At 32.7% G+C, this 22,130-nt stretch carries 23 protein-coding genes and 1 pseudogene; 7 read left to right on the forward strand and 17 right to left on the reverse strand.

Annotation, left to right across the window (positions count from 1 at the left end; translation table 11 throughout):
- The first annotated feature begins 28 nt into the window (after nucleotides 1–28).
- The 3 genes from AAGD53_RS02750 to AAGD53_RS07730 all read left to right on the forward strand — a co-directional run bounded on the left by AAGD53_RS02750 (nucleotide 29) and on the right by AAGD53_RS07730 (nucleotide 915).
- Nucleotides 29–283, forward strand: coding sequence for a hypothetical protein (locus tag AAGD53_RS02750; protein ID WP_341763188.1), 255 nt, complete (start codon nucleotides 29–31; stop codon nucleotides 281–283).
- Nucleotides 284–538: 255 nt separating this feature from the next.
- Nucleotides 539–772 carry a hypothetical protein gene (locus AAGD53_RS02755; RefSeq protein ID WP_341763189.1) on the forward strand — a complete coding sequence of 78 codons (234 nt, stop codon included), beginning with the start codon at nucleotides 539–541 and terminating at the stop codon, nucleotides 770–772.
- On the forward strand, nucleotides 727–915 hold the full coding sequence (locus tag AAGD53_RS07730) for a hypothetical protein (RefSeq protein ID WP_375333204.1): 189 nt from the start codon (nucleotides 727–729) through the stop codon (nucleotides 913–915). The genes AAGD53_RS02755 and AAGD53_RS07730 overlap by 46 nt, the downstream gene beginning before the upstream one ends.
- A gap of 313 nt (nucleotides 916–1,228) precedes the next feature.
- On the opposite strand, the gene AAGD53_RS02765 is transcribed toward AAGD53_RS07730, so the two are convergent.
- The 3 genes from AAGD53_RS02765 to AAGD53_RS02775 are packed head-to-tail and all read right to left on the reverse strand — an operon-like array spanning nucleotide 1,229 to nucleotide 4,038.
- Nucleotides 1,229–2,470: an MFS transporter gene (locus tag AAGD53_RS02765; protein ID WP_341763190.1), complete on the reverse strand. Its 1,242-nt coding sequence runs from the start codon at nucleotides 2,468–2,470 to the stop codon at nucleotides 1,229–1,231.
- A gap of 31 nt (nucleotides 2,471–2,501) precedes the next feature.
- Nucleotides 2,502–3,233 carry a PAS and helix-turn-helix domain-containing protein gene (locus tag AAGD53_RS02770; protein WP_341763191.1) on the reverse strand — a complete coding sequence of 244 codons (732 nt, stop codon included), beginning with the start codon at nucleotides 3,231–3,233 and terminating at the stop codon, nucleotides 2,502–2,504.
- A gap of 43 nt (nucleotides 3,234–3,276) precedes the next feature.
- Nucleotides 3,277–4,038 (reverse strand): hypothetical protein, encoded by a 762-nt coding sequence (locus tag AAGD53_RS02775; protein ID WP_341763192.1) that lies wholly within the window; start codon nucleotides 4,036–4,038, stop codon nucleotides 3,277–3,279.
- A gap of 335 nt (nucleotides 4,039–4,373) precedes the next feature.
- On the opposite strand from AAGD53_RS02775, the gene AAGD53_RS02780 reads away from it, so the two are divergent.
- Nucleotides 4,374–4,727, forward strand: a complete 354-nt coding sequence (locus AAGD53_RS02780; protein ID WP_341763193.1) for a hypothetical protein — start codon at nucleotides 4,374–4,376, stop codon at nucleotides 4,725–4,727.
- A 423-nt stretch (nucleotides 4,728–5,150) separates the two neighbouring features.
- On the opposite strand, the pseudogene AAGD53_RS02785 reads toward AAGD53_RS02780, so the two are convergent.
- Nucleotides 5,151–5,350 (reverse strand): annotated as a pseudogene (locus AAGD53_RS02785) (DDE-type integrase/transposase/recombinase); the annotation flags it as partial.
- Between the two features lie 242 nt (nucleotides 5,351–5,592).
- On the opposite strand from AAGD53_RS02785, the gene AAGD53_RS02790 reads away from it, so the two are divergent.
- Entirely contained in the window at nucleotides 5,593–6,771 is a 1,179-nt protein-coding gene (locus AAGD53_RS02790) for an ATP-binding protein (protein ID WP_341763194.1), read from the forward strand.
- A 21-nt stretch (nucleotides 6,772–6,792) separates the two neighbouring features.
- Here the strand turns inward: AAGD53_RS02790 and AAGD53_RS02795 are convergent, their stop codons facing one another.
- The 5 genes from AAGD53_RS02795 to rimP all read right to left on the reverse strand — a co-directional run bounded on the left by AAGD53_RS02795 (nucleotide 6,793) and on the right by rimP (nucleotide 13,461).
- The gene (locus AAGD53_RS02795; RefSeq protein ID WP_341763195.1) at nucleotides 6,793–7,185 is read right to left on the reverse strand and encodes a GNAT family N-acetyltransferase; all 393 of its coding nucleotides are present in this window, start codon (nucleotides 7,183–7,185) and stop codon (nucleotides 6,793–6,795) included.
- 86 nt (nucleotides 7,186–7,271) lie between these two features.
- Nucleotides 7,272–7,667 carry a 30S ribosome-binding factor RbfA gene (gene rbfA, locus AAGD53_RS02800; protein WP_341763196.1) on the reverse strand — a complete coding sequence of 132 codons (396 nt, stop codon included), beginning with the start codon at nucleotides 7,665–7,667 and terminating at the stop codon, nucleotides 7,272–7,274.
- Entirely contained in the window at nucleotides 7,668–10,166 is a 2,499-nt protein-coding gene (infB, locus tag AAGD53_RS02805; protein WP_341763197.1) for a translation initiation factor IF-2, read from the reverse strand.
- Nucleotides 10,167–11,181: 1,015 nt separating this feature from the next.
- On the reverse strand, nucleotides 11,182–12,678 hold the full coding sequence (nusA, locus tag AAGD53_RS02815; RefSeq protein WP_341763198.1) for a transcription termination factor NusA: 1,497 nt from the start codon (nucleotides 12,676–12,678) through the stop codon (nucleotides 11,182–11,184).
- Between the two features lie 294 nt (nucleotides 12,679–12,972).
- A complete protein-coding gene (gene rimP, locus AAGD53_RS02825; RefSeq protein ID WP_341762212.1) occupies nucleotides 12,973–13,461 on the reverse strand; it encodes a ribosome maturation factor RimP in 489 nt (162 codons plus the stop codon).
- A 318-nt stretch (nucleotides 13,462–13,779) separates the two neighbouring features.
- Here rimP and AAGD53_RS02830 point away from each other — a divergent pair, with 318 nt between their 5' ends.
- Nucleotides 13,780–15,096, forward strand: coding sequence for a porin (locus AAGD53_RS02830; protein ID WP_341763199.1), 1,317 nt, complete (start codon nucleotides 13,780–13,782; stop codon nucleotides 15,094–15,096).
- A 129-nt stretch (nucleotides 15,097–15,225) separates the two neighbouring features.
- Here AAGD53_RS02830 and AAGD53_RS02835 read toward each other — a convergent pair whose 3' ends face one another.
- The 8 genes from AAGD53_RS02835 to AAGD53_RS02870 all read right to left on the reverse strand — a co-directional run bounded on the left by AAGD53_RS02835 (nucleotide 15,226) and on the right by AAGD53_RS02870 (nucleotide 21,101).
- Entirely contained in the window at nucleotides 15,226–15,957 is a 732-nt protein-coding gene (locus AAGD53_RS02835) for an N-acetylmuramoyl-L-alanine amidase (protein WP_341763200.1), read from the reverse strand.
- An 11-nt stretch (nucleotides 15,958–15,968) separates the two neighbouring features.
- A complete protein-coding gene (thyX, locus tag AAGD53_RS02840) occupies nucleotides 15,969–16,862 on the reverse strand; it encodes an FAD-dependent thymidylate synthase (protein WP_341763201.1) in 894 nt (297 codons plus the stop codon).
- A gap of 11 nt (nucleotides 16,863–16,873) precedes the next feature.
- Nucleotides 16,874–17,872 (reverse strand): FKBP-type peptidyl-prolyl cis-trans isomerase, encoded by a 999-nt coding sequence (locus AAGD53_RS02845; RefSeq protein WP_341762159.1) that lies wholly within the window; start codon nucleotides 17,870–17,872, stop codon nucleotides 16,874–16,876.
- Between the two features lie 237 nt (nucleotides 17,873–18,109).
- Nucleotides 18,110–18,310: a tetratricopeptide repeat protein gene (locus AAGD53_RS02850; protein ID WP_341763202.1), complete on the reverse strand. Its 201-nt coding sequence runs from the start codon at nucleotides 18,308–18,310 to the stop codon at nucleotides 18,110–18,112.
- Between the two features lie 27 nt (nucleotides 18,311–18,337).
- Nucleotides 18,338–19,318: a Holliday junction branch migration DNA helicase RuvB gene (ruvB, locus tag AAGD53_RS02855; RefSeq protein ID WP_341763203.1), complete on the reverse strand. Its 981-nt coding sequence runs from the start codon at nucleotides 19,316–19,318 to the stop codon at nucleotides 18,338–18,340.
- Nucleotides 19,311–19,913: a Holliday junction branch migration protein RuvA gene (gene ruvA, locus AAGD53_RS02860; protein WP_341751956.1), complete on the reverse strand. Its 603-nt coding sequence runs from the start codon at nucleotides 19,911–19,913 to the stop codon at nucleotides 19,311–19,313. The genes ruvB and ruvA overlap by 8 nt, the downstream gene beginning before the upstream one ends.
- A gap of 3 nt (nucleotides 19,914–19,916) precedes the next feature.
- Complete coding sequence (locus AAGD53_RS02865) at nucleotides 19,917–20,159, reverse strand: Holliday junction ATP-dependent DNA helicase RuvA (protein ID WP_341747723.1); 243 nt, start codon at nucleotides 20,157–20,159, stop codon at nucleotides 19,917–19,919.
- A gap of 90 nt (nucleotides 20,160–20,249) precedes the next feature.
- Nucleotides 20,250–21,101, reverse strand: coding sequence for an Rpn family recombination-promoting nuclease/putative transposase (locus AAGD53_RS02870; protein WP_341763204.1), 852 nt, complete (start codon nucleotides 21,099–21,101; stop codon nucleotides 20,250–20,252).
- 774 nt (nucleotides 21,102–21,875) lie between these two features.
- Here AAGD53_RS02870 and AAGD53_RS02875 point away from each other — a divergent pair.
- Nucleotides 21,876–22,100 (forward strand): DUF2674 domain-containing protein, encoded by a 225-nt coding sequence (locus AAGD53_RS02875; RefSeq protein WP_341760801.1) that lies wholly within the window; start codon nucleotides 21,876–21,878, stop codon nucleotides 22,098–22,100.
- Nucleotides 22,101–22,130: the final 30 nt, after the last annotated feature.

The raw sequence follows: 22,130 nt of genomic DNA on the forward strand, positions 1-22,130 counted from the left end.
CAACTAATGCGATTTTTAGATTATAGAAATGTCAAAAGATAATTTAGATACTGGCAGAAATACCGATAGTAAATTTGTTGAAACAGAAGAAGAAAGAGAAAAACGACTGGATCGTGAAGAATCAGCTAGGAAACTAAAGGCAATTCTCTTTGTATTTATACCTCTTTTAGTTGGTTTCCTAACCTTCACTTATTTCTTTCTTAATTCAATAGAAGAAAAAAGTAAACTACTAAAAGAACAAACAAGTCAAAATATATCAACACCAAATAGCTCAGCAAAATAGGTGGATTTGGCTAAAAAAATTAGTTTATTGGTTGAAAGGCATAACATAAGACTGTTTTAAGAAGTGATACAGTTGTTATATGGATTTAAAATTTGTTACTTTAGAAATGCTTTAAATCAGATGGTATTTTTAGGGTATGATGGTTAGTAATATGTAAGATTAAACTCCGGGCTGTTGAAAAAGTCATAAGAAGAAGTGGAAGAAAGTTAAGATAAGAAATAAGATGTATTTTTATGCTTAAATGCAGGTGTAAAGATGCAGGATTATAAATCTGATCAAGAAGGTGTGAGATGTGATAGAGTTAGCTTAAGGTGCATGATACCTGATGATCATTTATTAGTGAGAATTCATGAAAGTAAAGAATTAGATAGTACTAGGGAGTTTGCTACTTATGCAGGACTTACACCTAAACATAGAGTATTTGGAAAAGTGCTATATCAAAGATTGGTTCAGCTAAACTACGTAAAGCACTATACTTTCCTGCTATAGTAGCTAAAAATCATAACCCTATATTTAAACAATTTACCCAAAAGCTATCTAGTAAGGGTAAACCTACTAAGGTTATTATTGTTGCTATTATGCGTAAATTATTACATATTAGACTTCTTTCGAAACTCTACTTTTGCTGGTGATTTGTACGTCGATGCGGTACTCGAATCCTCACGTACATTAGAGTACGCTGCGGTTCTGCGTTCCGCGTCTCCTTCAAATCCCTCAGCATAAGCGAGTTTCGAAAGAAGTCTATTGTCTTTGGAATAATTAAAAATAATTCTATCTTTAATCCTATTTTAGCCCTTGACTCTTAAGACAGTATCAGAACCCACCGTCAAGTTAACTTGAATTTAACAAAAAATGAGTATTTTGTGAACGATACTATGCTGCTTACAGACCGAAAATTTTGTTAAAATTGGCGTTTTTCAGTTAACTTGACGGTATCGTTAAAACTTATATTATATTTTTATATGTTTCTTTGTAAAAAAATATTATAAAAATAGCTAAAATAGCTAGGAAGGTTAAATAATAAGACATCGCTAATCTATCTCCTGTAACCTGATATATCCAAGCACCAATCATAGGGACTGTCCCTCCAAATATTGCTGCACTTATGTTGCATGATAGTGCTACTCCTGTAAAACGAACACTAGTTGGAAATAGTTCTACTAGAATCGTTGGTATTGCACCCATATGAAATGCTACTATTACAGCAAATAAAATTTGTGCTGTAGTTGCAAGATAATAAGATTTAGTATTTATCATGAGAAAAATTGGGTAGGTGAGTATTATAAGTGCTAGGCAACTAAAAAGAATTACAGGTTTGCGTCCTATCTTATCTGAGATGTAGGCAGTAATAGGAAAAGTAATGATCATGGTAACTAAAGTTAAGCTTCCTAATGTTGAGCATTCAGTTTGGCTATATCCAAGGGACAACATGTAGTTTGGAATGAAAATAGTTGCAGCATAGAAAGGTGCTGTAACATTAATATAAAGACCTATTGCTAACCAAAGTTTTTTCTTATAGTTTAATAGTAGTTCTCGCAAAGGGTATTGTAAGACTAGTCCACAATCTCTTACCTTGGCATATATTGGGGTTTCTGAAATGCTATTTCTTATGTACATTCCTATCATACCAACAAAAAAACTACTAATAAAAGGTAATCGCCACCCAAAAGACCATAAATCTTCTTTTGATAACAAGGAACTGAGTAAATAAGCAATTATTATCCCTAACAACATTCCTAAGCATTGACTAATATATACAATACTTCCAATTATACCCCTGTTATTTGCTGGTGCATGTTCTGTAAGGTAAATAACGCAACCACTAAATTCCCCACCTAATGAAAATCCCTGAACTAACCGTACTATAGTTAAAATTATTGGAGCAACTAAACCAATTGAATTATAACTAGGTAGTAATCCTATTATGGTAGTGGGAACTACCATTGTCAAAATACCTATAACCAAGGAAATACGTCTCCCAAATTTGTCACCAATATTACCAAAAATAATTCCTCCAAGCGGTCTTACCACAAACCCAGCTGCAAATATTGCAAAAGTCAGTATTTCACTAATAGAACTATCTGGCAAAAATTTTTGTTTTAGTATATAAGCAAACTGAGCATATAAAATAAAATCATACCATTCCAATGCGTTGCCAATCATACAGGTTAAAACAATTTTTTTCATAGAAACTTATTTTTTAGACACAAGAATAATACTAATTTGGAATGTAATGTAGGAAACCACTATTAATTGCTTTTTCTATAAGTTGAGATTTATTACTGCACCCTAACTTTAATTTGATTATCGCAAAGTATGATTCCACAGTACGTACTGACAGGTTTAATATAGTGGCGATTTCTTTCATGGATTTACCACGTAACAATAAGAATACACATTCTTGTTGTTTTTTGCTTAAAGGAAGAGGAGAATGCTCCTGATTTAAAATATAAATTATAGGTTTATCCTGCGAATTTATAAATTTTTTATCAAATTGATTTAATGCTAGATACCAATTAAACATATTAGTGTTAGATATGTCCATAACTTGACCAAATATCCCAGTGATTTTCCCATCTTCTTGTTGTATGGGGATCTTATGACTCATTAAGGTTTTCCAGCCAGATGAATAATTGCAAATATATACGCTTAATATTGCCTTAGCAGTCTCGATAACTTTCTGATCAAGGGTTATAAATTGCTCAGCTGCTTTTACGGCTTCACAAGGTATGTCAAAATCTGTTAAATCAACGCAGTGGTCTGGACTCTTCCAACCCAGTAGTAGAGCATAATCTTTACTAATAACGGAATACTTAGAATTGATGTCTTTAGCGATAACAAAGCCAGGTACATTTACTATAGAAGCAAATTCAGATTTTAAATCGTTTTGTTTACTACAAATTATTGATGTATTTTGTACTGAGCTTTTATCTTGGACAGGCTTCAACATAATTTGTTACACGAATATTTTGTTGTTATAATTAGCTGGACACTTAGTTGGACACCTCTACACTATAAACTATTTTTTCAATATTACCATTATATCCTAGTTCTCCTATAATAATCTTGGAGGCTTTACATACCATATTTTCTTTGAAAGAGACTGCTACTCTCTTTGCAGTATCCTGTAATTCAAGCCTTGGTGGGTATTGGTAAAACAACGTCATATGAGGATTATATAACTCCAAAACTCCACTAACGCCATAATTATCGACTTGTTCACGTTGAACATTTGACATATCTTTATAAACATCTTTAGAGCGAGCTAACGGATGTTTGTGGAAAGGGCTAGCTAAATGAACGATTGATGCGTGTAATTCCTGAAGATATTTAGTTTTTTCTGCCCCTAAGTCTATCCACCTATCTGCAGTAGAGTAAATTTTACTAAAGTTTAAGGTAAAAGGTTGGAGTTTTAGTCCTTTAATTTTGTCATATATTTGTTGTAAATCTTTTGTTTCATATGCTCCGTGATATAAGGTAACATGCCAATAATTTTTAACATTATTTAAATGACTTAATATTTTTGCAATATCCTGATTTAGTTTTTCAGCTACTCTTACACATTTTTCTTCTGGTAATATAACAATCCCATATTCTTTTATATTATTATTTTTTCCTGCTGCTAATGTTCCACTGCTATAAGCAAGTACAAGCCAAACTATAACAAAAAAGAAGAATGACTTTTTAATTAAACTCCTAACAGTTGCATATGACATAGAGCATTTTCCTAATAAATCCTGTACTTGAAATTCCATAATTATACCTCAAAATTATTTTTTAATTATCGGATGACTAACTTTATACATAAATAATATGTAAAAAATCAACTCAAATCAATACCGTAAAAAATACTGTAGTAATTAATACATCAGTATATAACTCCACAGTAAAAAATCAGACTATTATTTACCGTGAAATTATGATTATAAAGTTATAATAATATTTTTTCTAATATTAAGTAAAGTAATAAATAGGATTTACTAAATGATTAAAATAAATATTTATAGTAGCAATCAATCAGCCGACCTTATCTAGGCTTACAACAGGCTATGCGGACAAACATAACATTAGCAAATAAAGGAAGTAGAACATGAATTACCAAATATTAGCCTTGGTCATTGGAGTATTTAGCCTAATCATCGGACAGATATTATTAATACTACTCTCGGTCAAATGGCTTAATCAAATCAGATCAACCTGTAGTGACATCAAGGTTATTTGCAATAATTTTTCTAACGTCTACATCAAAGCACAAGATGAAATAGTAGCTCTATATCAAAAGAGTACAGAGCTAGCTAATAGTACAGTTAAGAAAGAACATCATATATTACATGCTACCTTTCAGTTAGAAGACATAAATGTCAATCTTAAAACACTACTTGACGAGTGTAAAGTATTTACTAGCTCTAGCAATACTACGTCACAGACCAAGGAACAAAAATAATTAACATTAACTAACTAATCCCAGTTGATTCTGTCGCATCTGTAAATCGTGGTCTAGCGACTCATCTTCGAGACGAAAAAGTGCTTGAAACGTCTAAAGAATCAGGTTCGTAGTGGTTTTGGAATGAAGTTTGTAGTCATGTAAACATCACTTTTCTACTTGACATACTAAAAATTAGTCAACATAATGCTTCTTATGTGTATTACCATTGTTTTGTTTCAAATAAAAACTCTTGTCATTAAAGTACACTTTTATCAGTATTTCTTTATTATAAAATTCCACAGGTGAAAAAATGTAGTCAGTAACGAGAATTTAATTCTACACTCCACTCGTCGCATAATACTCACGTTCTATAGCATAATTTCTGCTCATATTTATCTCGAAGATGAGTAGCGAGAATCGTAAAACCTCAGATTTTGGACATTATGATGCCATGAGCATAACAAAATTTTCAAAAGTAGAAAAATTATTATTAGCTCCAGTAATTTGTCTTTTTTGAATCATACGAATATTTTCTATATCAGTGATAGTAACCGCAGCAGAACAAAAAATTTTAAACCAAGCATTGGTTTAGCTCGTTTCTTGATAAAGCGGTGGTCTTGTTCAACTATATTATTCAGATATACTCTTCTGCTCCTACGAATTGTTTTTTGAAAATATCATGGATTCGCATGCGTAACTATACCATATGTACGCTATGCCTTCTCACCATTCATTTTCAAATCCAATTCTTCAAATCATTTGAGTATAGTTGCAAGAATGGAAGATATAAAAGATTAGAGAAATTAAGATTGATCAATAAATATGGACTTTACTCCTAAATGGGTTTACTATTTAGGAATAAAATCCTAAATAGTAAACCTATATGTATACAAGATATTTCAAATTAAACTTAAATCACAAGCAAACAGCTTTCTTATGGGGAGCTAGAAAAGTAGGAAAATCAACTTACTTAAAAAACCTATACCCTAATTCAATATATTATGATCTATTAAAAACTGACTTATATTTTAAGTATCTAAAACAACCATCAAATTTTAGAGAAGAAGTATTAGCACTACACTCAGCTAAGCTTGATCTTCCTATAATAGTAGATGAAATACAAAAAGTTCCAGCGTTACTTGATGAAATACATTGGCTCATAGAAAATACTGATAGTTATTTTATTTTATGTGGTTCAAGTAGTAGAAAATTAAGAGCATATGGTACAAATTTATTAGGCGGTAGAGCAATAAAATATAATTTTTTTCCATTAGTATACCCTGAGGTGAAGGAGGATTTTGATCTTTTAAAAATATTTAATAATGGCTTAATTCCATCGCATTTTATCAGTAATAATCCTCGTAAATTACTAAAAGCATATGTTGAGGATTATTTAACTAATGAGATTCGGGCTGAGGGACTGGTAAGAAATATTACAGCGTTTAGTAGATTTATAGATAGCACGGCTTTCTCCTCTGGCGAACTAGTGAATTATTCTAACATAGCTCGCGATTGTTCTATTGATGCTAAAACAGTTAAAGAATATTACCAAATATTGGTTGATAGTTTGGTAGGATATTTAGTTTATCCCTATCAAAAAAAAATTAGTAGAGAAATTATATCATCTAATCCTAAATTTTATTTTTTTGATGTAGGCGTTGCAAGTAGTATTAGCCAAAATCATTTTAATAATACCAAAGGATCAGAAGCAGGAAGGGCTTTAGAACATTACGTATTTACTGAGTTACAAGCATATATAAACCTAAATGATTTAGATCATCGTATAAATTATTGGCGTACTAAGACAGGCGTAGAAGTGGATTTTATAATTAGCACTATTACTGGTAAGCCATTACCAATTGAAGTAAAAATATCTTCGAATGTTCATAAAACTGAAATAAAAAGTATAAAATCTTTTATGGAAGAGCATCAAGTGGATCAAGGATATGTAGTTTGCTTAGAAGATAATTCAAGGAAAATATGCCTAGATAATCGAGAAATAAATATACTGCCAATAGAAGAGTTTTTAAAAAAATTATGGAATCATGAGATTTTTAAGTGAATATTTAAAATAATAACACTATTATTCATTAGAGTTATATAATTTCATCCCTTCATGTGTTGCTTCAAAACCAAGTCTTTCATAGAACTGTTTGGCTCTTGGACGTTTTTTATTAGTTGTAAGCTGAACAATGGAGACACCTTTTGATTTGCCATATTTCATTGCAATACTCATCATCCATTCACCAAAATGTTGTCCTCTATACTTTTCTGAGATACGAACAGCTTCAATTTGCATCCTAGTTGAACCTATGAAAGTTAGCGATGGCATGATAGTCAAATGGCAAGTGCCAACTATTTCTTTATTCATTTCAACTATCATCAAATATTGATTTGGATCACTATCTATCTTGTAGAACGCATCAATATAAGCTTGATCCAATTTTGCTGAAAACTGTTCTCTTGATTTGTCCAAGTTCATCTTCTAAAAGAAGGTTGACAATTGTTCTTAAGTCAGCAATTGTGGCTTTGCGATGGGTAAGGTTTTGATTCATTGTAATCCTAGTTCACTCGATTAGTTTCAACTTGCTTCAATAACTCCTCAACTTTGTAAGCATTATCAAATCCGTGATCATAATGAAAACGAATTTCTGGTGAATATTTTAAATTAATTTTAGCAGTTATAAAGTTTCTTATAGCATATTTCGAATTATTTAAAGACTCAGTAAGTTGTATCTCATTAAAAGTAGTATTAAATGGTAAAAAGTAACAATCTGCTACTTTTAAATCAGAAGTAACTAAGACTTTAGTAATAGTTACTGGACAATTAATCAGACGTTCATCTAACATCTTACCACGCCTTAGTACTTCCACTAATGCTTCATTTATTAATATTGCCACTTTTTTTTGCCTTTGTGACCTATTTTGTGACTTGTCTTTATCAGAAAGTTTTTGCATTTACAATAACTGTTTTTTTTCTTCAATAATTTCAAAGACTTCTACTATATCACCTTCTTTTATATCATCATAATTTTCAAAAGCGATACCACATTCAAAATTCTCGTGAACTTCTTTGACATCATCTTTAAAACGTTTTAGAGTCTTAAGTTTTCCTTCGTGAATAACAATATTATCTCGTAACAAGCGAACTCCAACACCTCTTTTAATAGTACCCTTGGTAACATAACTACCTGCAACTTTACCAACTTTTGAGACAGTGAATAGCTGTCTAATCTCTGCTGTACCAATATATTGTTCACGAATAATTGGTGAAAGCATACCACTCATTATTGATTTAATATCATCTAACAAATTATAGATAATGGAATAATATCTAATATCCACTTTTTCTTTTTCTGCCATAGCCAAAGCATTATTATTAGTTCTAACGTTAAAACCAACAATAATAGCGTTGGATGCTTTAGCTAAAGTAACATCTGACTCCAATATTCCACCTACTGCATGATGTAAAATCTTTAAACGAACTTCATCATTTGGCAACTTTAATAGACTAGTGATAATTGCTTCAATTGAACCTTGCACATCACCTTTAACAATTATCGGTAACTCTTTTATCATACCGCTATTACCGGAGGCTTTTAGGAATAATTCTTCTAGAGTTGATCTTTGGGTAACAGAAATTTTCTTTTCTTTTGCAAGGCGTTCACGATACTCTACAATATCTCTAGCCTGCTTTTCATTCTGCACTACATTAAACTGATCTCCTGCTCGCGGAACTTCATTTAAACCATAAATCTCTACTGGTAAAGTTGGTTCTGCCTCGGTAAGATCTAATCCTTTATCATTATTCATCCTCTTAATTCTACCATATTTCGTTCCAGCAACTACTATATCTCCATTTCTTAGAATACCACGTTGTACCAATATAGTAGCAACCGCTCCTTTACCTTTATCAACTCTTGCCTCTATGACTACCCCAGCAGTGAGTCCGCTAAAGTTAGCCTTAAGATCCTGCATTTCTGCAACCAATAATATAGCCTCTTCTAACTTATCTAAATTAGTTTTCTTTAAAGCTGAAATTGGTACAATTATAGTATCACCTCCCAACTCTTCACTAACTAAATCATAAATTAATAGATCATTTTTAATTCGGTCAAGATTAATATCCGGTTTATCTATCTTATTTATTGCAACGATTATAGGAACATTTGCCGCTTTAGCGTGATTAATTGCTTCAATCGTTTGCGGCTTTATTCCATCATCTGCAGCAACTACTATAACCACTATATCTGTTACCTTTGCCCCTCTAGTTCTCATATCTGAAAACGCTTCATGTCCTGGAGTATCAATGAAAGTAATAGCCCTACCATCAGCCAAGGTGACTCGATAAGCACCAATATGCTGGGTAATCCCACCTGTTTCCTGACTTGCCAAATCAGTTGACTTTAAAGCATCAAGTAACGAAGTTTTACCGTGGTCGACATGTCCCATAATCGTTACAATAGGAGCCCTATGCTTTAAATCTTCTTCCTTATCAGCTTCACTAATCAATATATTTTCAACATCGGACTCTTGAACCCTTTTTACTGTATGCCCTAAGGTCGTAGCAACAAGCTCTGCTGTATCTGCATCAATTGTTTGGATGGTTGTAGCCATAATACCGAGCTTCATCAATTCTTTTATAACATCTGTGGCTCGCTCAGACATTTTATTGGCTAGATCTCCTACAGAAATAGCTTCCGGAATAATAACTTCCCTGTATACTTTATCTGGTGTTTGTTGCTCGGCTTTACGTTTTTCTTTTTCTCTAGCTCTTTTTATTGATGCAAGGCTTCTAGTTCTACCAGTATTATCGCTTCCATCTGCATCAAGCATATTGAAGATATCTGCCTTTTTTAATTTTTTAGACTCCTCAACTTTAACCTTTGGTACTACTATTTTATTATCACCAGTCTTATCCACCCCAAAAACATCTTCAGGTGCAACGCCAAAATTACTCTGAGAACCAATCAGTGTTGATCTAACAAAAGACTTGGATGGGTTGTTATCCTGTGAAGATGTAGGTGCTAATGTAGTAGGTGGTATTTCAGAATCATTTTCGATATCTTGTAACTCATCCTGAACATTTTCTTCAATATCGTCTATATAGTCTTTTTTCACAGGTTGATTGATAGTTGCAAGTTTACTCAGAGTGCTAATCTTACTATCAGTACTCTGAGATTTTGCATCTTCTGCTGCTTTTTTTAAAATAGTTAAGCGTCTGTTAAATTCTTCTCCAGCAGTAGATTCGCCGCCTTGAGAAGTAGAACCACTAGACCAAAGTTTGTTAAAAGACAAAGTATTAGCTGGAGTGCTACTCTTCCTAACTTCTACAATTGTTTTTGCAGAACTAACAAAACCTCTAGTAACATTGGTGGGTTGGGCTGGCTTACTAAGCGATAGTTTAGGACCACCAAGTGTTAGTTTCTTTGGTTTAGGTTCTTGGTTATTCGTCATAAATATTAAACCTTTAAATAGCAATTATATTTGTGATAAAGTTTTTTAAATAATTTTGCTATATGATTAATGATTAACAGATATACTCTTCTGCTTTAAAGAATTGGCTTCTGCAAATATTTGTGGGGAATAGTAAGGTACACTCACCCCTTGTTTGTTGTCTCCATTCTTCAAATCATTTGAGTATATCGAATAATTTACAAATTTCTAATTTACCGTTAGGTTCTGTGAAGATTTTTATGTAATGAGTAGATTTATAGGCATTTTCGCTCGCAGAACCGCAGCGTACTAAATGTACGTGAGGATTCGAGAACGAAAATAACGACGAAATCGACCATTAGATAGAAATCTTCACAGAACCTAGACCTTTTGTAGAATTCACTTCTGCTAGGGAATTTGTAGGAGACACGAAACCTCGACCCGCAACGTACTCTAGAGTACGTGAGGAGCAGAGTACCGGTATCACACACAAATTACCAGTAGAAGTAGAATGATGCAAGAGGTCTGTTCGATTTTCTCTTGCACTTGACTTGCATCTCATGCTTACACTATAATACCATTTTTTTTAAGGGAATTGTTAATTTTTTCTTTACCCAAAATTAAATTACCAAGTTTCTGTTATTAGAAATGGCTAATTTTGCTAGTAGTTCTTCAGTATATCAATAAAATTCTTAGCACTAATACTTAATGCTAAATTTTTTAAAATTTTCTTGCTTTGACTGACAACTAATTAAACATTTTAGATCCTCGTCTACGCACATGGCAACTTAAGTAGTTTAGGTAGCATCCCCACAACTGTTGAAAGTTAAAAAATCGTCATCGCGAGGCGTCGATAGACGCCGTGGCGATCTCATGAAGTAAGCTCTTCTTCACAAGATTGCCACGTCGTCGCTTACAGCGACTCCTCGCTAATAGACGGTTTAGGGCTTACAAAGCTCATCGCGATGACGGCTTTTTAACTTTCAACAGTTATGGTAGCATCCCCTGTCAGGATTGATACTGAGGTTGCTTAAATTTATTCATCTTCACGAGTACGAGCTGTACGAATCAGTAATTCTATATCATCATCTACCATGTTAGAATTAGGCACTAATGATTTAAATTCATTAACTGTCAACTCTCCCAAATCTTCTATAGTCTTTACACCATACTCAGCTAATTTTAATATGAATTCTGGTTGTAAATCCAATACATCAATTAATTCTTGTTCAACACCTAAAGCTTCGAGTTTAATAATAATTTTTTCATTTTTAGCATTTACATAATTTATTGCTCGTTCTCTTATCTCAGTTGCTAATTCTTCTTCAAAGCCTTCAATATTCATTAAAGTTTCAATTTTACTGGAAGCTAACTGTTCTAGAGAGGTAAAACCTTGTGCAGATAACAGTTGTGCTATCACTTCTTCAACATCTAAGGTCTCCATAAATAACTCAGTAGCAGAGCAAAACTCATCATTTCTCCGTTTGGATTCTTGATCTTCCGTCATTACATTAATATTCCAGCCAGTAAGTTTAGAGGCTAAACGAACATTTTGACCTCTTCTACCAATTGCAAGACTCAAATTATCTTGAGACACAACTACATCAACTATATTCTTATCTTCATCAATAACAATTTTTGCAATTTCTGCAGGAGCAAGTGCATTCATAATAAATTGGGCAATATTCTTGCTCCATAATATTACATCTATTTTTTCGCCATTAAGTTCATTAGTAATAGCCTTAATCCTATTACCTCTAATTCCTACACATGAACCTATAGGATCAACACTGGAGTCAGAAGCAAAGACTGCAACTTTTGCCTTTGATCCAGGATCACGAGCTATAGCTCGCAATTCAATTATATTATCATAAATCTCTGGAATCTCTAATTCAAATAATTTAATTAGCATTTGGTCGTCAGTTCTAGATAGAAAAATTTGTGACCCTTTAGACGATAATCTTACGTCTTGTACATAAGCTTTAATACGATCATTAACCTTAAAGCTTTCTCCTCTAATGAGCTGCTCCTTTTTAATCATTGCTTCAGCACGACCACCAAGGTCAACTATGATATTATTAAACTCTACTCTCTTAACAGTGCCGTTTAAAATCTCACCTTTCTTATCTTTAAAATCTTCATATTGTTTTTCTCTTTCCGCTTCACCAACGCGTTGTATTATTATTTGCTTAACCGCCTGAGCTGCAACACGTCCAAGATCAATAGGCGGTAAAAATTCATAAATCTCATCGCCAATTTTAGCATCGACTTTCTTTTCAACAGCATCCTTTAAAGAAATTTGAGTAAAATAATTTTCCACATCATCCACTACATCAAGGATTCTAAAAAGATTAATATTACCATTTTTCCTATCAATCTCAGCTTTTATATTATGTTCATTTCCATATTTTCTGCGTCCTGCAATCTGTACAGCCTGTTCCATTGCCGAAAGTAGTGCTTCCTTAGGAAGATTCTTTTCTCTAGCTACAGAATCTATGATCTGCAGAATTTCTGTGTTACCAATATTAATCATAAATTCACTGCCTTTTAATGTTAAACTTCTTGCATCTACTTGCTACTGGTAATTTGTGCGTGATACCGGTACTCTGTTCCTCACGTACATTTGAGTACGCTGCGGGTCGAGGTTCCGTGTCTCCTACAAATTTCTCAGCAAAAGCGAATTCTGCAGGAAGTCTATTTTCAAATCCAATTCTTCAAATCATTTGAGTATACTAGACTCGAATCCGTAACGGAATTTGAGTACGCTGTGGGTCGAGGTTTTGATCCTCCTACAAATTCCCTAGCAGAAGCAAATTATCCAAGAAGTCTATTTTTTATTCATTAAATTCCTAAACATTTCATCTGTTAATACCAAAGAGGCTTTTTTTATCATATCAAATGAAAACACTATGTCTTCACCATGATTATTCAGATGAATTTTATTATCTTCAGCTTTAACTATCTTTCCCTGATATCGAGTTTGACCATTTAATAATTCTTTTAATTTTATGGTAGCCTCCCTACCGAGGAATCTAGTATAATCTTCAAATTTTATTAATGGGCGTTCAATACCTGCTGAAGAAACTTCTAAAAAATATTTATCACTAATTATATCTTCAACATCTAAAAGGGCTGAGATAATTCTACTGCTATTCCGACAATCTATTATAGTAACCTTTTCACCATCCAACCTATCTATTAATATTTCAAGTACTTTATGGGTTGAACCCTTTAAAGTTACTTTTACTAAGTCAAAACCAAGATCTTTTAGGTTATCTTGCACCGCATCAATAATTTGTTGCTCTATAGTTTGCATTACAACATAAATATTTAAAGATTTTAATAAAAAAGGTGGGGTTAACCCCACCTTTGTTTTTTCAACTTTATTTACAAAAATTTCAACCCGCAAAGCTAGAATACAATATTTTTATGATATTAGCAACAATTAAAAAAAATGTTATATTAGTTGTAATTTTACCATTAAAATAATAAAATTTGTCTGACTAATCATAGTTATTTGCAAAAACTTGTTACATTATGGTTTATCTTCTGCTATAAATACTCCAAATAGAAATGTATTATGTTCAATGGGATATAAAAAGAACATAATGAATAAAGAGTTTTGGTATTACTTATGAAAAAATTAATAATGTTGCTTTGTGTCTCTTGTTTGTCTAGCACAGCCTTTAGCAGTTCTACTCCTCCAGCTGATGCCGCTTCAGATACTGAAATAAAATTAGAAGGACTCTTTGGTTTCCAAGCTGGTTATGGTAACCAAAGTAAATTGTCGTCAGAACAAAGTAAATATATCACTGATAATAAGAAAAAGCTTGGATTTTATAGTGATGCGGCTTTTTCTGTTACTGGTAAGCAAGAATTTAATGATGTAATAGCTGGAGGCAAAATAGTTTTGCTAACAACAACTAAACCAAAAGGGACTCCAAGTGTCAATGGTTCTCACATTTTCTTAGAGACAGACTATGGTAAAGTAGAGCTAGGCTCTCCTTATGATGCTGCAAATAAGATGGGTATTAGTGGTGCTAAAGTTGCAGCAGCTAGTTGTGGTTTTGCTTGGAGTAAGTATGTCTCACTAGACGATAGCAGTATGCAATATAAAGGTATGAATCCAGAATTTGAGGTCACTCCACCCTCTGTCATAGACTCATTTACCAATGGCTTCGATGACATAAATAAAGGAACAGAGCCAGCTAGAAAAGTCTCTTATTATACGCCAGAGATACAAGGTTTTCAGTTTGGTATTTCTTATATTCCTGATTCAGCAAATACTGGTGGTCATCGTAATATAAAAAATTTAGATAGTAAAACGGGTCGTAGTAAATTAAAGACTGGTATAAATGAAGTAGAACTACCTGGTATAGATGGTGGTAAAGGTGATACAGTAATTTATAATTACAATGTCAAAGATGCGATTTCTGCAGGGATATCCTATAAGTATGAGATTTTAGATGATATGGCAGTAGAAGTTGGTGTTACAGGAGAACATGCCAAACCAGCTCGCAAACTTATAGTATTAGATCCTAATGGAAAGATGCTATCTAGCAACAAGCTATCAGATCTAAACGCTTACAATTTAGGTGCAGTCTTAACTTATGGTAATATTTCTTGTGCTGGTTCTTATGGTAGTTTAGGTAAAAGTTTGACTTCAAAAACTTACCATAAAGTTGGTCGTGATACGAAATATTATAATGGTACAATTGCTTATGGGCAAGGTCCTATTAAAGCAAGTCTTTCCTATTTTAAATCACTAAAGTATAAAAATACGGTGGATACAGTAAGCCTAGGTACTGAATATAAGATAACACCAGGCTTGTTGCCTTATGCTGAAATCTCTCATTTCCAAGCTAAGGGTAAGCCAGTTTACCTTATTGAAGCTCCTAAGAAAAAAACTAAAGGTACAGTTGCTCTTATTGGTGCAAAGCTTAAATTTTAACCTTTAATAAGCCTTTGTTGTCATTCCAGCTTTTAGCTGAATGACAACGTTTTTGGTTATGTAAGTACCATTGCTTATGTTGTTTTTTTGATCCACGTGGGCAAAGGTTTCGCGGGAATGACAGCTTTTTTACATAAGATATTTTTGTAATAATGCTTCTAAAATTGCCACGGTCTCGACATCTAATATTCCAGAAAAATTCTTTGGGCGGAAATGCATTTGGAACGATACTACAACATCCGTTGTCTGTTGATCAATTATTCCTGTCGGCTGCAACACATAACCATATTTGCTAAATTGTTCTTGGATTAACTTTACATTAGACAGATCTACCTTGGGCATTAGAGCATTAACAGTATCTTGATCATACCAAGCTCCGATATTATTATCATATAATTGTTTCCATGGGAATAGAGGCCCTGGGTCTTGTTTCCTTCCCGGAGCGGCATCAGAATGGCCGATCACACAAGTGGGGTCAATATCATAACGAGCTATAATATTCTGACAAAGCTCCATTACCGCTGTAATTTGGTCTTCGGGATAAGGATACCAATGAATATTTCCTTGAGAATCTTTAGTATCGCCAAGATTTACTATTTCAATACCTATAGAAGTATCATTGAGATTCTGACGCCCCTGCCAACCACTAACACCAACATCCCAAGCTCGTCTAGACTCTTCCACTAATTGGAATATATGATTCGGATTAGAGTCAGAAACTAGATAGTGTACACTAACTTTAGGACCTAGCAGGTCTCTTAGGGATTCTTCTAAGTTTTCGTTAGTGTAATGCAGCACCAAAAATCTAACTCTCTCATTAAAAGATGGGGCTCGGTAGGTTGTTCTATCAATTGTAATCATTTTTATAATACCTATTTTATAAGTTGCATTAATTCATCCCATTCTCTTTTGTTTATGCCACTAGATTCTTGAGTAATTTCTTCATTATTGAGTAGTTTTTTTATAACAGCAAGTCCTTTTTTAGAAATATTATTTCCTCCTAGCCTATATTCCTCGAAAGCATCATAAGTGAAAGGTACCCAAGCTTTTACTATTTCTAGCATTTTCTCTGCATATACTCTGATTTCATATTGAGCATGAGAATCCCCACGTAATAGTAGAAAATGTAATAGATTATGCAAATTAATTTTCCAATACCATTCTGTATAATAGTTTAAGGTTAAATTCATTCTCGCAAGTTCCCTAGTAATACCTATAGTATTTTCATCGATAATATTGCCATGTTCATCCTGGTTCATCATTTCAGTATAATGCTGATAGCATAGTTTAGCATCTTTTTCTAGTAGCACTAAGACTTTATCTGCAATTTCTTTTGGAATTTCTTCATCACTTCTTCCTTGTTTATTTATTGTGGATTGAGCAGCAAGATTCTGTTTTTCTGGTAAATAAAATTCATTTCCTAATATAGAATATCTAGCTGAATATTCATTAACACTAGCAGTTCTGTGACGTATCCATTGTCTTGCAACGAAAATAGGCAGTTTAATATGAAATTTGATATCACACATTTCAAATGGTGTTGTATGGTGGTGACGCATTAGGTAATTGATTAAACCTTTATCTTGGCTTAGTTGTTTTGTACCTTTACCATATGATACTCGTGCTGCTTGGACGATGCTACTATCATCACCCATATAATCAATAATTCTGATAAAGCCATGATCTAGTATTTTTATGGGTTCAAATAATAATTCTTCTAGAGCTGGTACTGTGGCTCTTCTTGTCTTGTAATTATTGTCGTGCATTCTTTTCTCTATTATTCTGTTTGAAAATTTGTTAATTCCAGCATCAAATATTCATCCATAGGAATCTTATCTTGATTAAGCATTTTGTTGATATTAGAACCAAGTGCCTTAAATGACTTACCTTTGGCAATTACTGTTCTAGTGCCAACTGGCACTTTACCATGTAGAGCATATGAAACGATTAATGGATAATTAATATCACCAATTTTTATATCTAATTTCTTACCTTTCTGTACTGAATCATAAATTACCTGACCATTCGATAGTTTAGTAATCTTTACGTCAACCCCTACTTTATCTCCGCATAATAATGGCATTCTATAAGCTATTTCATCATCAAATATCTTTACTTCATTACTATCAACAAAATTATTAGGTAATATTGAATTTAAGACAATATTAACTCTATAAGGTGCATCATGATCTCTATCTTCTTCTTTATATTGCTGGTTATAATATGCATATTTTGCAGGAAGCACCGCTTGTCTTGTTTGTCCAACCATCATACCTACTACTACAGAATCAAGACCTAGCATGATCGCTCTAGAACCAAGTGTAAAGGTCTTGGTATTTTCGCTAAGTAAATTATTGTTAATATCCAATAATTGATAACGTAATGTGACTACGTGACCACAAGTAGCTGGTCCTTTAGTCCCATTACCAAAGCTATTAATCTTAAACATTGGTTGTATTAAGTCTCTATTAACCTCTATAGTATATTTACCATCAGTAATAGGTTTGTTCGTTGGTTGTAGTAAATGCTCAAAAAATAGTCGACCTTCTTCTGTCTTAAGAGCATTTATCAAAACCTTTGAAACAGTTTTTTCAAGAAAATTACCAGTTAATGGTATATTTGCTTGTTCAGGAGCAGCTTTAGTATTTTTATTATTTTCAGCATCATTAGTCGTCTGAACTTTAGGGTCTTTATCCTCAGGAGGAGAAAGCATCTTCATTTGGACAATAGAGTAAATAATTGCTGCAGCAATTATAAGACTTAAAGCTTTTTGCATATAATATTTCTTTCTTAAGTATTTCTTAGTTTGTTTTTAAAATATATAGCTAACTCCGATTAGCATTACTCCTGCTATTAGCGAAGAGTACATAAATCCTAGTGTCATTGCGAGGAGGCGTGAGCCGACGAAGCAATCCATTTCTAATAACTTTTTTGGATTGCTTCGTTGCCACTAAAGTAGCTCCTCGCAATGACGGAGTAATGTTAATCGGGTTAGCTATACATTCTATAATTTTTAATGTTTTGTTCTAAGTCGCTCTGCCTTGCTAAATGCTTCTTCTGATTGCGAGTATTTACCTAACTTGTTCAAGGCAACACCTTTGTTATTATAAGCTTTAGCAAGATCAGGTTTATATTTAATTGCTAAATCAAAGACTATAGGATACGACATTGAACTAAGCGGGTTTTTTTGTTGTTTTATGTTGATTATTTTCATAAACTACCTCTTTGTAACTGTAAATTACTATATTCCAAGATGGTCAAAGGCATTTTTAGTAATAACTCTACCTCTTGGGGTACGTTGTAATAACCCTATTTGTATTAAATATGGTTCTATAGTCTCTTCAACAGCATCACGTTGTTCTGATAGAGCTGCTGCAATTGTCTCTATACCAACCGGACCACCAGCATAATTATCAGCTATAAATTTTAAGTATCTATAATCATTACTATCTAAACCTATTTTGTCAACTTCTAATCGATTTAGGGAGATATTGGCAATATTTTTATCAATTTCTAGCTTATCATCGACAGAAGCAAAATCTCTCACTCGTCTAACTAGCCTAAGGGCAATTCTTGGAGTTCCTCTACTACGCCCCGCTATCTCTTCTAATGCCTCATCGGTTAAATTAATTGCTAGCAATTTACTAGCTCTACTCAAAACAAGTTTTAATTCAGCTACGTTATAAAAATGCAAACGCAATGGTATACCAAATCTATCTCTCAAAGGATTGCTGAGTAAACCGAGCCTAGTAGTTGCTCCAACTAAAGTGAAATAGGGTAGGTTGATTTTTACTGACCTTGCTGAAGGTCCTTCACCAATAACTATGTCTAAAGCAAAATCTTCCATTGCTTGGTACAATACTTCTTCAATATTTGTACTAAGACGGTGAATTTCATCGATAAATAACACATCATTATCTTGCAAATTAGTAAGTATAGCAGCTAGGTCAGCTGCTTTTGATATAGCAGGTCCTGAGGTGGATTTAAAATTTACTCCCATTTCCTTAGAAATAATTTGTGCAAGAGTGGTTTTACCAAGTCCAGGAGGACCGTAAAATAATGTATGATCCAAATGTTCAGACCTATTTTTAGCTGCTTGGATAAAAATGGATAAATTATCCTTAATTTGTTGTTGTCCGACAAATTCTCTTAAATAGCTAGGCCGTAGAGAAAATTCTTGATCACTCGGAAGTATATCAGCTGACAAAATATTTTTAGACATTGGATCCACGTGCTTTTAGTGCAAGTTTAATTAGTTCATTAATAGAGAGATTAGAATTTTCTGCAATAATTCCCTGTACTAAATTCTGTGCTTCAGTTTTACCAATACCAAGCGAGGTTAACACTAATGTGGCATCAGATGATATCTTAGCTAAGTCAGTATCATTGTTATCCATGGTAAGGTTGTTAGTAAAATTAGTTAAAGCTTTATCCTTTAACTCTATGATAATTCGTTCAGCTAGTTTTAGGCCAACACCAGAAATGGCTTTAAAAGCTTCTTTATCCCTTCTTGCTATTGCTGATTGGATTTGCTCGGGTGATAAATTTGATAAAATAGCTAAAGCCATTCTTGTACCAATACCGTTTACCGATTGTAATAAATTAAAAAAAGCCTTCTCTTCAAGAGATAAAAAGCCGTAAAGATTAATATGATCTTCTCTTACATGTGTTTCAATAAATAATTGACAAAACTCATTAACGACTAACTTATTTAAAGTTTTACTAGAACAATACACTAAATATCCAACACCACTAACATCAATAATGACATAATCATTAAAACATGCATCTATTTTACCTTTTAATTTACCAATCATAATTTATTTAGTATCAGACTTTACTTTTGGTTTACGATTTTTTGTACATATATGTGCTATTACTGGCAATATAGTTACTATCGAAGCTAAAATATAATGCAGTAACGTTGGAGTTTCAGTGCAATGGCATTGACCATCATCAGGAAATGTTGATATAAGTATAATTTTCGCAGTAACCCAAGTAATCACTATATATATAAGCAAATATACTACATATTTAACCTTTGCCCAAATACTCTTAATCATAATTTCCTCTTCTGCTATAGCTAACCATTACATAACAATAATAGAATATGTTAGTAAATGATAGTAAATGATAAATTTGAGGATCGTAAGTCATTTTAGATTTTCTATTTGAGATTTACTTAACTTAGTGTATTTAATAATTTTTTCCATCGGCTCATTGTTTAATAGCATTTCTTTTGCTATAGCTATTATACCTTCCACTCTACCTTTTTCCAGTTGTTTTTTTAGAGTGTTAGCTTCGATACGCAGCCATTTAAGATGGTCTTCATAGGCCTCTCTTTCTTCGTCAGTAAAGTTCATAACATCTAGCACTGTTAGAGCTTTTTTTAAGGCAACATTGTCTAATTCTTTAGGTAAATTATCTTTGTTAAGTAGGTCATGTCTTGTTAGAAAAGCTGTCCACATATCTAGAGAGTTTTTTACTTTTTTCAGTATATCAGGTAATTCCTCATAAGAATTATCAGTAAACTTATTAAGCTCAATAGTATGTAATTCGAGGTCCTTGAAATACAACAATCCACTATCTTTTTCTACTATATGGAAAACATTGTGATACTTAGTTACATTCGGAATAGAAGTAAAGTTTAGAATATGAATACCAATGGCTTTGCTTAGGGTAGAATAGTCCTGAGCTACCTTTAATTGCTCGGTATATAATTTAGCCCAATAATATAAAGCTCGCTTATCATAATCAGCTTCGTCGCTAATTTGAATTTCAATGTTGAACCTTTTGCCATCAACAGATTTGGCTTTAACATCTAATATTGAGAGTTTATCGTTTTTAAAGTTTTTAGGATTATATGGATTAAGCAACGTTAGTTCTGCCACTTGATCTTCCTTAGATACAATTGAATTAATCAAGGATATCAGCAAGTCCTTATTCTCTTCTACACCAAAGATTTTCTTAAATGCCAAATCAACTCGAGGAGTTATTTTATCCATATATGTTGCTATTAGTAGTTATCGCTTCTAGTATAGCACAGTAGTATAGCACAGAAATTATAAAGCACTAAGTAATATAATGTGGAAAATATAATAGATATCTTTGGCAAACTCTACTTCTGCTGGTAATTTATTCGTGCTACCGATACTCTGCTCCTCACGTACATCATTGTCCGCTGTGGGTCGAGGTTTCGTGGCTTCTTTAAATCCCTCAGCATTATGTATTTAAAATAAAAGAAAGTGTTGCAATAATTAGTTATCTAGGATAGATTGGTATTAAAAGATACTGACACCGTGAATTCTAGGAACAGATAAAAAAATGCAATATAGTCAAATACATTGAGTTAGGTGGAAAGATAATTGATAAAATCAGTTGATTGTAAAAACTACTTCTATGTTTTTACCACCTAATTCAATGTATTTGACTATATAATTTATCATTAGAGTATCTAATTTTATGTAAGAAAAAGAAAGGTCAATCAAATCAGTTAACTTTTGGGATAATGTTAGTGTATTTCAAAAAATACATATACTCTTCTGCTCCTACGAATTGTTTTTTGAAAATATCATGGATTCGCATGCGTAACTATACTAATATGTACGCCTAACATGCTCACCATTCATTTTCAAATCCAATGCTTCAAATCATTTGAGTATACACTTTCCCTCTAATAAAGCTAACACAGTTTCGATGCAATTATTGTTACAGCCGTACTAATCAAAAGATTTAGTAATAATAAATATAAGAAATTAAAATTAATAAAAAATAAGATTATGACAAGGGTAAAACCCCATAAAAAAATTATATCTTTCGCTGAAAACAAATCTGATTTAGATAAAATTACTCAATTTATTATGGACGGTTGGGCAATAGTAAAACTAATGCCACATGGTAATTATTTTATTGGTGTCATGGAAAAGATGCATCATGACGTTACTATAGATGATCAAGATAAAATTGTTTATATCCCTCCAAGAAAAAAGATCATTTTTACTTAGTGGTCTCTATTTTTTAGTTTACAATACCTT

The sequence above is a fragment of the Candidatus Tisiphia endosymbiont of Melanophora roralis genome (assembly GCF_964026575.1).
Lineage (GTDB): Bacteria > Pseudomonadota > Alphaproteobacteria > Rickettsiales > Rickettsiaceae > Tisiphia.

Excerpts from the sequence above, each read along its gene's own strand:
- AAGD53_RS02750 (WP_341763188.1), top strand. The coding sequence starts at position 29 with ATGTCAAAAGATAATTTAGATACTGGCAGAAATACCGATAGTAAATTT.
- AAGD53_RS02755 (WP_341763189.1), top strand. The coding sequence starts at position 539 with ATGCAGGATTATAAATCTGATCAAGAAGGTGTGAGATGTGATAGAGTT.
- AAGD53_RS02765 (WP_341763190.1), bottom strand. The coding sequence starts at position 2,470 with ATGAAAAAAATTGTTTTAACCTGTATGATTGGCAACGCATTGGAATGG.
- AAGD53_RS02770 (WP_341763191.1), bottom strand. The coding sequence starts at position 3,233 with ATGTTGAAGCCTGTCCAAGATAAAAGCTCAGTACAAAATACATCAATA.
- AAGD53_RS02775 (WP_341763192.1), bottom strand. The coding sequence starts at position 4,038 with ATGGAATTTCAAGTACAGGATTTATTAGGAAAATGCTCTATGTCATAT.
- AAGD53_RS02780 (WP_341763193.1), top strand. The coding sequence starts at position 4,374 with ATGAATTACCAAATATTAGCCTTGGTCATTGGAGTATTTAGCCTAATC.
- AAGD53_RS02790 (WP_341763194.1), top strand. The coding sequence starts at position 5,593 with ATGTATACAAGATATTTCAAATTAAACTTAAATCACAAGCAAACAGCT.
- rbfA (WP_341763196.1), bottom strand. The coding sequence starts at position 7,667 with ATGCAAAAACTTTCTGATAAAGACAAGTCACAAAATAGGTCACAAAGG.
- infB (WP_341763197.1), bottom strand. The coding sequence starts at position 10,166 with ATGACGAATAACCAAGAACCTAAACCAAAGAAACTAACACTTGGTGGT.
- nusA (WP_341763198.1), bottom strand. The coding sequence starts at position 12,678 with ATGATTAATATTGGTAACACAGAAATTCTGCAGATCATAGATTCTGTA.
- rimP (WP_341762212.1), bottom strand. The coding sequence starts at position 13,461 with ATGCAAACTATAGAGCAACAAATTATTGATGCGGTGCAAGATAACCTA.
- AAGD53_RS02830 (WP_341763199.1), top strand. The coding sequence starts at position 13,780 with ATGAAAAAATTAATAATGTTGCTTTGTGTCTCTTGTTTGTCTAGCACA.
- AAGD53_RS02835 (WP_341763200.1), bottom strand. The coding sequence starts at position 15,957 with ATGATTACAATTGATAGAACAACCTACCGAGCCCCATCTTTTAATGAG.
- thyX (WP_341763201.1), bottom strand. The coding sequence starts at position 16,862 with ATGCACGACAATAATTACAAGACAAGAAGAGCCACAGTACCAGCTCTA.
- AAGD53_RS02845 (WP_341762159.1), bottom strand. The coding sequence starts at position 17,872 with ATGCAAAAAGCTTTAAGTCTTATAATTGCTGCAGCAATTATTTACTCT.
- AAGD53_RS02850 (WP_341763202.1), bottom strand. The coding sequence starts at position 18,310 with ATGAAAATAATCAACATAAAACAACAAAAAAACCCGCTTAGTTCAATG.
- ruvB (WP_341763203.1), bottom strand. The coding sequence starts at position 19,318 with ATGTCTAAAAATATTTTGTCAGCTGATATACTTCCGAGTGATCAAGAA.
- ruvA (WP_341751956.1), bottom strand. The coding sequence starts at position 19,913 with ATGATTGGTAAATTAAAAGGTAAAATAGATGCATGTTTTAATGATTAT.
- AAGD53_RS02865 (WP_341747723.1), bottom strand. The coding sequence starts at position 20,159 with ATGATTAAGAGTATTTGGGCAAAGGTTAAATATGTAGTATATTTGCTT.
- AAGD53_RS02870 (WP_341763204.1), bottom strand. The coding sequence starts at position 21,101 with ATGGATAAAATAACTCCTCGAGTTGATTTGGCATTTAAGAAAATCTTT.
- AAGD53_RS02875 (WP_341760801.1), top strand. The coding sequence starts at position 21,876 with ATGACAAGGGTAAAACCCCATAAAAAAATTATATCTTTCGCTGAAAAC.